Source organism: Ruegeria sp. MALMAid1280, from assembly GCF_049195285.1.
In the GTDB taxonomy this organism is placed as follows: domain Bacteria; phylum Pseudomonadota; class Alphaproteobacteria; order Rhodobacterales; family Rhodobacteraceae; genus Ruegeria.
In genome coordinates this window covers 1-828 of record NZ_JBMIRT010000013.1, presented here as the reverse complement: position 1 = coordinate 828, position 828 = coordinate 1, and the positions used below count along the sequence as shown (strand labels likewise).

Annotated in this window: 1 pseudogene; it reads right to left on the bottom strand. The window is 62.4% G+C overall.

Going from position 1 to position 828, the window contains the following annotated elements:
• A pseudogene (locus tag ACOQFT_RS00135) lies at positions 1 to 828 on the bottom strand (IS5/IS1182 family transposase); the annotation flags it as partial.

Here is an 828-nt window from a genome sequence, read left to right as displayed (position 1 = left end):
GTGCAGCCCGCCTTGACAGGGCAGGTCTGACAGGCGTCGGTCCAGTAGCGCCGCACCACCAGGCCGCCTTCTTCAGTCGTGTAGCGGTATGTCAGCGTCTCGCCTGCCGGACATCGGTAAACATCCGCATCCGCGTCATAGGCAAAATCGGCCTTCACATACCTGCCCTTCTTACGGTTGCCCGATGTCTCGGGCCGGGGAGGGTTGTGGTGATGCCATCCTCGTGGCAGGCCAGAATTTCCCGGCCGCTGAAATAACCCTTGCCCGTCACCGCGCTCATTTCGTCGCGCCCGAGAGCAGCCTTCGCCGCCTTGGCCATCGGCGACAGTTGTTCACGGTCATGCCCGGCATTGATCACGTCGTGCGTGACAATCAGATGGGTTTCGGTATCCACCGCGGACTGGGCGTTGTAGCCCACAAAACCGCTGCCCCTGGCGCTGGTAGCCATGGACCGGGCATCCGGATCGGTCAGGGAGATCTGACTGTCCGGGCTCGCCCTGAACGTCTGGCCGATGTCCATCAAGCGCTCGATCTCCTGCCGGATGCACTCGCAGCGCTGCGCCAGATTGGCAATTTCCCGGCCCGGGCCTCACCCTCTTCCTGACGGTCGATCCGGACCATTTCATCAAGGTAGCGCTCGATGCTCGCGACCAGATGGGCGGTGCGGCTGTTGATCTTGCCCTTGGTGAAGTTCTTGTCCCGGTTGTTCACGGCCTTGAACTTGGATCCGTCGATGGCGACACAATCCCCCTTCAGCACCCCGATCCGGCGGCAGAGTTCGACGAACTGAGCACAGGTCCGCCGAATAGCGGGGCCGTTATTGCGGCG